Consider the following 9,906-nt stretch of genomic DNA (forward strand, 5'->3'; position numbering starts at 1 on the left):
TGCAAGGTATCGATTTTTTGGGTGACATCTCTTTGCAAGGTATCGATTTTTTGGTTAACCTCCTTGATGCTGTCTTTAATTTCCTTGAGGACGGATTCAAGACTATAAGTAACGGTTTCGTTAGACATTTTGGTAACATCCCTGGGAGTAATGATGGTATAATAATTTTATTTTAATCCTAAATCTGGTTATTAAAAACTGATTACCTATTGCCTAGAATTTAGTATTATGGTAATATTTCTAAGGATTACCAGAAAAAAAGGATCGCCACGCGGCTGTTCCGATCGCTCCTGCTAAAAGGATAATTAACGTCCAAACTTGATTTTTTTGGGTTCCTTCCACCTTTTCTAGTCTTCTATCCATCCCATCGACTTTCTCAGTTAGTTTTGCTTGTCCTACTTCTAGCTTAGTTAGCCGTTCGTCAATTTTATCAAATTTCTGGTTAAAATCCTTTTGTAGGCTATCAAATTTCTGGTTAACATCTTGTTGCAAGGTATCGATTTTTTGGTTAACATCCTTTTGTAAGCTATCAAATTTCTGGTTAAAATCCTTCTGTAGGCTATCAAATTTCTGGTTAACATCCTGTTGAAAGGTGTCGATTTTTTGGTTAACCTCCTTGATGCTGTCTTTAATTTCCTTGAGGACGGATTCAAGACTATAAGTAACGGTTTCGTTAGACATTTTGGTAAAATCCCTGTGATACTAAATCCAGTTATTAAAGACTGATTATCTATTGCCTATTGCCTCTCCTGATAAGTAGGGAGGCACAATTATTTGTAGGATGGGTTAGCGGTAGCGTAACCCTTGCAAGTGTTGGGTTTCATGCTTCAACCCAACCTACATTCTATTACCTATTGCCTCTCCTGATAAGTAGCCGATACTCAACGGATTTAGTATAACCTATCACTGAAACCGTAGATTTTCTATCCGAATGCTTCGCTCCTACTTTTTCAGCATAACCTAATTATCGGAAAAAAATTCAGCTTTGAATAGGCAGGTAAGGCAGCAAAAAGGGGAAATTAACTATCTCTGTGAAAAATGCTATAAATTTCCTCGGCAATATTGCTGCTACCTCCGGACTCTCCCACTCTAATTTTGCCATTTTCTAAACATCTGTATAAATAAGGAGAATCTGCCAAAATATCGATAATTTTAACTGCGGCATTTTTAAATAAATTCACCTCCGTGGGTTTCTGTCCAATAGTTATCACCGATTCCCCTAATAAGCGCATTTGTGCCTCGGCAAAAGGGTAGGTAAATTGGGGACCAAATCCGGGTATTTGTAGGACGGGTTTTCCTAATCCTACCGCTTGTTCTACTGCTGTCCCTGCCATGGCTAAACAAGCGTCACAATGGTGTATAATATCGGCAAAAGCATCACGATAACAGCACAATAAAGCCCCATTTTTCTCTAATTTTCCCGCTCCTAAATAATGCCATCCCTCTTGTTTAGCTAAATTTTCTAAGTCGGTTTCTCTGATACTAGGAATGATAGCAGCCCGAAACTGCATCGGTTTAATTTTAACTATTTCCTCACAGACTTGTAACTGTAAAGCCAAATTACTCAAAGCTTCGGGTAAACGACTCCCCGCTAATACAGCAATCATGGGAATTTGACTATCTAATTCTAAATCTTTACCCGTTGGTGTTAGAACATCCATAATTGGATAACCGGCAAAAATTGCTTTTTTAATACCCCGATTTTGTAAATCTGTTGCTGTATATTTATCCCTAGTGAAAACCCTTAAACACTTGTCTGATCTTAAACATAATTCTGTCAGTAAAGGTAATTTAATTGTACCTTCGTAATAACTGGAAGTAGAAACAATAAAAGCCACAAAGGGACGACCAGTTAAACGAGCGATCGCAATTGGCACGATATCCCCCACTGCTATCAACAAATCACAATCCTTGCTAACTTTAAAAGCTGCCTGAATTTGTTTAATAGTTAGACCGATTAATCCCGCACCAATATCTTTAATCCAATTAAAAGGATTGGTATAAATAATTCCCCCCGATGGCATAGTGGCAGTGGGGGCAATAATTGGTACTGGCAATTTTTGATAAGCTTTTCCCTCTCCCACTAAAGGCAAAGCAGCTATAGATAATTGGGGCTGAATTTTTTGTAATTCCCCCAGAATTAAACTAGCATTTAAATCCTCACCATGACCATTACTAAGAAATAAAATCCGTTTAAGCATCGATTTGTTATCCTCTATATTTCCTGGCTGCCAAAGAAACTGCCACCGTCACCGATTTGGCTTCTATTTGCTTGCTTACTAGCAAAGTATCGCCCATTTTTAAAGCGGCAGCTTCAGCGACGCTAGGGGTTCCTTCTTTCTTGTGGACAATAGCTGAGGGATTGGGGACATTAATATCTCTCAACTCCTCAGCAGTAAAGGTTTTTAGTGGCAATCCTTGCTCTTGACAATAGGCAATTAAACCCCGTTCATTAGCTTTGATGTCAAGGGTGGCAATACCGGCAATAGCGGCTAAAGAGAGGTGATAACGCTTAAAAACATCCCTAATTGCCCTATCTATGACCGTTTTCTCCGTCCCACGGATGCAACCTATTCCTAGCCATAATACTCGTCCATGGTACTGCACTTTTGGCCCGGAAGGATCGGGGTAAAAACGAGGTTGGCTAAAACCAGTCCACAGGGGACCTATCCCGATTAAATCGATTGCGGGTGAGTGGAAAGCAGGGGAAGCGCTAGTCATACAAGACTACAATATTTTTACCGGTTGAAATTGTTCGCCTTCGTCCAGTTGCCAAGCTTGTAAATTGATCGCTCGTCCTGAAACTACGGAGACAATTAAATAAGTATATCCTGACCAGGCTAATTGGCGATCAATTTCCGAGGGAATGGCGGCATGATCGGGATGGGAATGATAGATACCGATAATTTCTAGCTGGTTTTCCCGTGCCGATTTTTGAGCTTGTAAAAGCACTTCTGGTGCAATACTAAAGCGGTTTTTCCTATTACCTGACCAGTTATTTTCTGTGGTTTGTACGGTGATCACTTGGGCTGCTGTTTCGGTAATTTTTCCTAAGAGTAACCCACAACATTCTTCGGGATAGGTGGATTCTGCGTGGGTGAAAATGCGCCGGTAAATTTGGTCTGTAATCAGGATCATAAGGGAAAATTTTCAAAACCTATTGATGTTAGTTTGCTTTGGCTATAGGGAACTTGAAAACTGGGTGCATCTCAATTTGGTCGAAATATCTATAGGACATTTTGGACGCAGGCGATGCGCCCCTACCATTGGCTCCATAATATTATTGTAGGGGCCAATTGCCTTCGCCCTCTTTTAGTAACTTCTGCATCGCTGACTTAGGAATAACTTATTCTTGGCCAGTTCCAGCCAATGTTAAATTTATCTTATTGTCCCCTAACCTTTGCACTGAACTGATAAATGTCGATCGATTTTCGCAATCTTAATACACTTTGGGGTTCTATTTTAGTCGAAACATTGGCCCGTTTGGGATTGAAGATAGGGGTGGTTTCTCCCGGATCGCGATCGACTCCTTTAACGGTAGCCTTGGCAAGACATCCCCAGATTGAAGCTATTCCCATCTTAGACGAGCGCTCGGCCGCTTTTTTTGCCCTGGGATTAGCCAAACAATTATATCAACCGGTGGTTTTAGTCTGCACTTCCGGGACCGCCACGGCTAATTTTTATCCCGCAGTCATTGAAGCAAAAGAAAGTCATGTCCCTTTATTAATTCTAACCGCCGATCGCCCCCCAGAATTGCGTCATGCTCATGCCGGTCAGACTATCGATCAAGTCAAACTCTACGGTAATTATCCAAATTGGCAAGCGGAAATTAGCTGTCCTAGTGCCAATATCGAGCGTTTACGCTATCTCCGTCAAACTATCATCCACGCGTGGTGGCGCTGTCTTGATCCTGTCCCCGGAGTGGTGCATCTGAACTTACCATTTCGGGATCCCCTCGCACCAACTCCCGATCTAGAAATTAACAATTTAGAGGCTAATTTTGACCAAGAGGCTTTTTTTAGCCACATATCTCGGCAAAATATCGCCATTAACCACTCAATTCTCGAAATTCCTTCTTTACCCCCCCAAGGAATTATCATCGCAGGATTAGCTTCCCCGCAAAACCCCGAAAGTTACTGTCAGGCGATCGCTAATTTAGCTCGATCGCAACAATATCCCGTCTTAGCAGAAGCTTTATCTCCTCTGCGAAACTATGCAGGTTTAAATCCCTATCTCATCACCACCTATGATTTATTATTGCGGAATCCTGCCATTAAAACCCAATTAACCCCCGATGTTGTCCTGCAAATTGGGGAATTACCCACCAGCAAAGAATTACGGACCTGGTTAGAAGAAATCGACTGTCCGCGCTGGATTATCGATCCCCATCCCGATAATTATGATCCTCTACAGGGAAAAACCGGACATCTCAGGGGAAATATCGAGCAATTAGGACATCTATTCCCAGAAAAACCCGATAATAACCGAGAATATCGAGAATTATGGCAAAAATTCGACCAGCAAGCCAGATTTAAAATCGATCGCCTTTTGGCAGCAGAAACTAAACTGATTGAAGGAAAAATCCCCTGGCTGCTCTCCCAATACCTCCCCCCCCGCACCCCGATCTTTATCTCTAATAGTATGCCTGTTCGCTATGCCGAATTTTTTAACCCGCCTAGCGATCGCCAAATCCGTCCCTATTTTAACCGCGGGGCCAATGGCATCGACGGCAACCTCTCCACTGCAATAGGAATGGCTTATAAAAATGTCCCTAGTCTGCTATTAACGGGAGATTTAGCCCTATTACACGATACAAATGGTTTTTTAATCAAAAAATATTTTGTTGGCTCCTTGACCATAATTTTAATCAATAACAAGGGGGGAGGCATTTTCCAGATGTTGCCGATCGCCAAATTTGACCCTCCCTTTGAAGAATTTTTTGCCACTCCCCAAAATATCGACTTTTGCCAACTCTGTCACACCTACGGTATCGATTACCATTTAATTAGCGATTGGACTGATTTTCAGCAAAAAATCGCAGTTTTACCAGAATCAGGCCTAAGATTACTAGAAATATCCTGCGATCGAGCTTTTAATACCCAATGGTTCCTCAGTAATTATGTGTAGGGTGTGGGGTGTGGGGTGTGGGGTGTGGGGTGTGGGGAAGTGGGGAGAATAAAGCTGCCTATTGCAAGAGTGCCTATCCTGATAGGTAGCATATACTCAACGGATTTAGTATTAATTCCCTTTTTCGAGAAAGTGAATACAATGGGTGGAAAGTGCGTTAAAAAAGTCCGATGAATCGACAAAGACGGCAAAAATCCAGACAATTTTCTCTCCCCAGATATTCTATCTTTCCCCCGGAACAATGGCGATGGGGAGTGACTTCTTTGGTGATTAGTTTGGTCTTGTCCCTACTGATTTTAAAACTGAATACCTCTAGTCTTTCCACTGCAACCATAAATATTTTTAATCCCTCCACTGTGGGGGAGAATTTAGCCGGTAAGAGTCTAGATGAGTTAGAAAAGCAGAAAATCGCCGAATTTTTGCAAATTACCCCGCCAGACACCGAATTAACCCTCGATCGCACTCCTTTGTTTATTCTCCACGATACAGCTTGGAGTATGACTGCGGGTAACATCGAAGAACAGAAAAAATATGCTCGCGGTCCGATGAAATTGGGTCCCAATGTTTACATCCCCCGCAAACCGCATTCCAGGGATAAAGATATTTTAGACTCGATCGCCCGGCCTTTTTTTGAACGTCACCGTCCCACGGCCACTTTTTACGAACAAGCAGCCGAAATGCTGCCCGCAGACACCAGAGATCAATTAGTGCGTCAACTGTGGCAACTTACCCCAGAAACTATCCGCGTCAAGGGTTTTGCTCTTGCTTTAGAGGGTGTTCCTTTGAGTACGCGATCGGCCCCTGAGTTAGAAAAAAGAGCGAGAATTTGGTTAAATACGCCTTCAGAAGCCGTCTTTAAGCGTTTAGTCAAGCAATATCCCATAAATTACTTTGATGGGGCAAAAACTACCGCATTATGGGCAACAGAAGCGATTTGTCAGCAGCTATCTCACCCTAATTGCGATCGCTTGCGACCAGTTTTTGCCGAAAGAAATCGTCGGGTTATCTCCAGTGTTAACATTGAACTGGTACAAGCGCCGGGATCCCACTGTTTGACCAAAGGACGCTTGCAACCCCTCCCCGGTTACAGCGATTTTCAATACCAACAAACGGCGAAATATTATCTCCTCGCAGCCTTACAAACGGGACAATTACCGCAAATTGTCAGCCATTTTGCCGTGGATAGTTTTCTGATTAATCAAGGAAAATATCCCCATTGTGACCCCCGGGGTTTTGATCTACAACGTCTCTACAATCTCATCAGTGAAGCTTTGGATTATGACCCCGGCACTGTTTACGGTATCGTCCCTCGTTACGGCACAAATATTCTAGCCGGTGATAATATTTGGTGGCATAATCGAGTTTTTGACTAAGCAAATTTACCCACAACTTTAAATTAGACCTGATCATTTAGAAATATCCACTTCTCCCAAAGCTTCTAGATAGGTAATCGCCGCTTCTAAAGGAGAATCGTAGCTATATGAAAACTCCTCAAACCAGCGTCCTTCCTCCGATTTGGCATCCAATTTATCTAACCATTGCTTCGCCTTTCTAGCTAAAGCTTCTCGCTTGCGCTGCTGTTTTAATGCCGCCGCTTTTTCCTTTTCCGCTGCCTCTTGTTGTTGCCTTTCTTGGTTTTCTAAGGCTAAAGCTTTTAAAACCGCATCGGTAGAAGAATCGCCGGCATAATTAACCTTAAATTCGGCCGGGGAACGATCTTTTTCTTGGCGAGAAGAAGGGGACGGCATCGGTTTTTCCTGATCCCGTTTCTGGTATTCTGCCTTCATTTGTGCCAGTAAATCTTCTATTTCTCCCATAATGATCAAGTTAGAAAGTAAAAAGTTAAAAAGATAATTGCTCTGATTGCCTCTGCCTTAATAACTAAGTAGCTGGTTATAATTAAATTGAAGATTGATCCCCCCTTAATCCCCCCTTGATAAGGGGGGTGTCTGACAGTTTTTAACACCTAACTACTTAATAATGGGTTTCCTTATTTTTCCAAACGGACCACATACCATTGTAGATAACCCCCCTCACCCAGGTCTAACTCGCAGTAATTATCGCGCAGATAGAGAGCTTTTTCCTCAAAACTAGAGAATTTTGCCAATTGTCGGGGACAAATCTCCGGTTTTGCGGTGATTAAATCTTTTAACTTATCCTGTAACTGGTCGGGAGTCTGGAATTGTTCAGGTTGATCAGCCTCAAGGACAAGAAAATAGTCCCCTTGATACATAATAGAATCGGGCATCGCTGTTTGATAGTCTCAGTAGGAAAATTTTTTGGCTATCTTTATCACTTTATCGCCTCAACGCTCGATCGACACCACCACTATGACAGACCATCTCACCAATCCCTTTCTCAGTCTCCCTTACGAAAGCGCCATGCAGGACTTGGGGGACCAATACTACGATCAAGTTGCGGCCGCGGATTTTCCCCGTTATATCCTTCGTTTTCGCAATGATGCTTTATTACCTTTGGTGGGAATTCAGCCAGAATTAACCTTAGATGAGCATTTTATCGAGGCTTTTGGTAAATTTCAATCCCTGAACCCTTTTTTAGCTCTACGTTACCACGGTTATCAATTTGGCGAGTATAATCCTTTCTTGGGAGATGGTCGCGGTTTTCTCTACGGTCAAGTTAGGGGGATTGATGGCAAATTATACGATTTTGGTACGAAAGGATCGGGACGGACCCCCTATTCCCGTCATGCGGACGGTAGGTTAACTCTCAAGGGTGGAGTTAGAGAAGTCTTAGCTGGGGAAGCTTTACGCGGTTTAGGGGTGAATACCTCTCGCTGTTTGAGTTTGGTGGAAACGGGGGAATCCCTCTGGCGCGGTGATGAACCTTCCCCGACGCGATCTTCGGTGATGATTCGAGTTAGTAATTCTCATATTCGTTTCGGTACTTTTGAGCGTTTATTTCATATTAAACGTGGCGATTTAATTAAAAGACTCCTCGATCATGTAATTATTTATTATTATCCTGAAATCGATCCCCAAGATAGCGATCGCTATTTAAAATTTTACGCCGCTTTGATTGAAAGAACCGCTAAATTAGCAGCCCAATGGATGGCGGCAGGTTTTTGTCATGGGGTTCTCAATACTGATAATATGTCAATTACTGGGGAAAGTTTCGATTATGGTCCCTACGCTTTTATTCCTTCCTATAACCCCCAATTTACGGCGGCCTATTTCGACTACGGTGGCCGTTATAGTTATGGTAATCAGCCTTTTATCTGTCGCTTAAATCTAGAGTTACTGCAATCTCCCCTGGCCATGGTTGTCTCCTTGTTAGAGTTAGATATGGCTTTGGCTAACTATGACCAGCACTACAATTTTTATTATCAAAAAATGATGCTCAAAAAGTTAGGTTTTGAGGATATTTTTACTCCCGAATCCGCTTTACTGGTCAGCAAAACTGTGGAAGTTCTCCAAGAAACTGGCCTCGGTTATCACGAATTTTTCTATCAATTAAGTGAACAATTTAATTACGGTTGGCGAGAAAATAGTTCTCTAATTCTTGAAAATATGGATTTACCAAAAGCTGATTGGCAACGTTGGCGAGAGTTATATAGTTTGGTCTTAAATCAATTACCCCTAGATTCCTTGACTCAAATTGGCGACACTTTAAAGCATTATAATCCTAAAACCGCTTTACTTAGACCGCTAATCGAATCGGTTTGGGAAGCCATTACCTATAAAGACGATTGGCAACCTTTCCAAGAATTAGTGATAAAATTACAAAATAAACAGTAATTAAGTAAGAGGACAAAATTAATTTCTTGGTTAGAATAGGCAACAGGTGGTTAAATATGTGTAATTAATTATCTCTAGCTACTTATTTAGGTCATTTCCTGAAATGCGTTGGACAAAAATTGACCAGACTTGGCGATCAATGTTTCCCTTCTAACCATTAAGAGTGTCAAAATAATAGTAAAATTTTGTGACAAAGTGCCGTCATATCTAAGAATCTTTGCTAGAACTCTAGAAAGCTTCTGTGATAAGTCTCCTTAAAGGAGGCTGTTTGCAGTAAGCTAATCTGGCTAACAGGCTTTTGGGTGTGATATAGGGAAAGTTTCTTGCGATTGCGCCTAAATGGAGTGATATACAGAAAGTTGATCTATATCGTTACTCTGGAGAGTGTTGTGCAGAAAGTTGACCTATAATGTGTAGTAAAACAATCCGTAGGGTGCGTTCCCTAATGGGGGTCTTACTGCTCCACCGCTCGATTTTGGGGAACGCACCATGCACATTGATTGAAGCTGTGAGTTTAGGTGGAATGCTGAAGGCACTGGGTAGTGCGATGCCAAAGGCACTGCGTAGCAGATCGCCGATCGTCTCGTAGGTTGGGTTGAGCGAAACAATACTGGGTCGAAAATAGCTTAATTCACTTGAAAAAGCGAAACCCAACCACCCCAAAGGTTACTCTTGGTTGGGTTTCCTTGCGTCAACCCAACCTACAATAATTGCTGCTCTGGTAGTGCGATGCCGAAGGTACTGCGTAGCAGATCGCCGATCGTCTCGTAGGTTGGGTTGAGCGAAACAATACTGGGTCGAAAATGGCTTAATTCGCCTGTAAAAGCGAAACCCAACCACCCCAAATGTTACTCTTTATTGTGTTTACTTTGTTCAAAGATAAATAGTATAATTGTTATTGTAGTTTGGGTTGAATCATGTAAACCAAACCAAGAGTAACTTTTGGTGTGGTTGGGTTTCGCTTTTTCAGGCGAATTAAGCCATTTTCGACCCAGTATTGTTTCGCTCAACCAAACCTACGAGG

10 protein-coding genes and 1 pseudogene are annotated in these 9,906 nt (G+C 42.1%); 3 read left to right on the plus strand and 8 right to left on the minus strand.

The window, feature by feature from the left end; genetic code table 11:
- The 5 genes and pseudogenes from O9324_RS07220 to O9324_RS07240 all read right to left on the minus strand — a co-directional run.
- Positions 1-128 (minus strand): annotated as a pseudogene (locus O9324_RS07220) (DUF4164 domain-containing protein); the annotation flags it as partial.
- A 112-nt stretch (positions 129-240) separates the two neighbouring features.
- A complete protein-coding gene (locus O9324_RS07225; protein WP_288139837.1) occupies positions 241-681 on the minus strand; it encodes a DUF4164 family protein in 441 nt (146 codons plus the stop codon).
- A gap of 338 nt (positions 682-1,019) precedes the next feature.
- Positions 1,020-2,201, minus strand: coding sequence for a lipid-A-disaccharide synthase-related protein (locus O9324_RS07230; RefSeq protein WP_288139838.1), 1,182 nt, complete (start codon positions 2,199-2,201; stop codon positions 1,020-1,022).
- A gap of 7 nt (positions 2,202-2,208) precedes the next feature.
- On the minus strand, positions 2,209-2,721 hold the full coding sequence (locus tag O9324_RS07235) for a cobalamin biosynthesis protein (RefSeq protein ID WP_288139839.1): 513 nt from the start codon (positions 2,719-2,721) through the stop codon (positions 2,209-2,211).
- Between the two features lie 6 nt (positions 2,722-2,727).
- Positions 2,728-3,138, minus strand: a complete 411-nt coding sequence (locus tag O9324_RS07240; RefSeq protein WP_288139840.1) for a M67 family metallopeptidase — start codon at positions 3,136-3,138, stop codon at positions 2,728-2,730.
- Between the two features lie 279 nt (positions 3,139-3,417).
- On the opposite strand from O9324_RS07240, the gene menD reads away from it, so the two are divergent.
- Both menD and O9324_RS07250 read left to right on the plus strand, forming a co-directional pair.
- Complete coding sequence (gene menD / locus O9324_RS07245) at positions 3,418-5,127, plus strand: 2-succinyl-5-enolpyruvyl-6-hydroxy-3-cyclohexene-1-carboxylic-acid synthase (RefSeq protein ID WP_288139841.1); 1,710 nt, start codon at positions 3,418-3,420, stop codon at positions 5,125-5,127.
- 170 nt (positions 5,128-5,297) lie between these two features.
- On the plus strand, positions 5,298-6,500 hold the full coding sequence (locus O9324_RS07250; protein ID WP_002789315.1) for a hypothetical protein: 1,203 nt from the start codon (positions 5,298-5,300) through the stop codon (positions 6,498-6,500).
- Between the two features lie 33 nt (positions 6,501-6,533).
- Here O9324_RS07250 and O9324_RS07255 read toward each other — a convergent pair whose 3' ends face one another.
- Together O9324_RS07255 and O9324_RS07260 are read right to left on the minus strand one after the other, a co-directional pair.
- Positions 6,534-6,944 (minus strand): salt stress protein, Slr1339 family, encoded by a 411-nt coding sequence (locus tag O9324_RS07255; protein ID WP_288139842.1) that lies wholly within the window; start codon positions 6,942-6,944, stop codon positions 6,534-6,536.
- Between the two features lie 173 nt (positions 6,945-7,117).
- Complete coding sequence (locus O9324_RS07260) at positions 7,118-7,375, minus strand: CRR7 family NDH-1 assembly protein (RefSeq protein WP_288139843.1); 258 nt, start codon at positions 7,373-7,375, stop codon at positions 7,118-7,120.
- An 82-nt stretch (positions 7,376-7,457) separates the two neighbouring features.
- Here O9324_RS07260 and O9324_RS07265 point away from each other — a divergent pair, with 82 nt between their 5' ends.
- Positions 7,458-8,882, plus strand: coding sequence for a protein adenylyltransferase SelO (locus tag O9324_RS07265; protein ID WP_502846575.1), 1,425 nt, complete (start codon positions 7,458-7,460; stop codon positions 8,880-8,882).
- Between the two features lie 701 nt (positions 8,883-9,583).
- Here the strand turns inward: O9324_RS07265 and O9324_RS07270 are convergent.
- Entirely contained in the window at positions 9,584-9,718 is a 135-nt protein-coding gene (locus tag O9324_RS07270) for a hypothetical protein (protein ID WP_288139845.1), read from the minus strand.
- Positions 9,719-9,906 lie beyond the last annotated feature (188 nt).

This window comes from Microcystis sp. LE19-84.1B (genome assembly GCF_027531875.1).
GTDB lineage: Bacteria > Cyanobacteriota > Cyanobacteriia > Cyanobacteriales > Microcystaceae > Microcystis > Microcystis panniformis.

Bases quoted from the DNA above. Each gene is read 5' to 3' on its own strand.
- O9324_RS07225 (WP_288139837.1), bottom strand. From the start codon at position 681: ATGTCTAACGAAACCGTTACTTATAGTCTTGAATCCGTCCTCAAGGAA.
- O9324_RS07230 (WP_288139838.1), bottom strand. From the start codon at position 2,201: ATGCTTAAACGGATTTTATTTCTTAGTAATGGTCATGGTGAGGATTTA.
- O9324_RS07235 (WP_288139839.1), bottom strand. From the start codon at position 2,721: ATGACTAGCGCTTCCCCTGCTTTCCACTCACCCGCAATCGATTTAATC.
- O9324_RS07240 (WP_288139840.1), bottom strand. From the start codon at position 3,138: ATGATCCTGATTACAGACCAAATTTACCGGCGCATTTTCACCCACGCA.
- menD (WP_288139841.1), top strand. From the start codon at position 3,418: ATGTCGATCGATTTTCGCAATCTTAATACACTTTGGGGTTCTATTTTA.
- O9324_RS07250 (WP_002789315.1), top strand. From the start codon at position 5,298: ATGAATCGACAAAGACGGCAAAAATCCAGACAATTTTCTCTCCCCAGA.
- O9324_RS07255 (WP_288139842.1), bottom strand. From the start codon at position 6,944: ATGGGAGAAATAGAAGATTTACTGGCACAAATGAAGGCAGAATACCAG.
- O9324_RS07260 (WP_288139843.1), bottom strand. From the start codon at position 7,375: ATGCCCGATTCTATTATGTATCAAGGGGACTATTTTCTTGTCCTTGAG.
- O9324_RS07265 (WP_502846575.1), top strand. From the start codon at position 7,458: ATGACAGACCATCTCACCAATCCCTTTCTCAGTCTCCCTTACGAAAGC.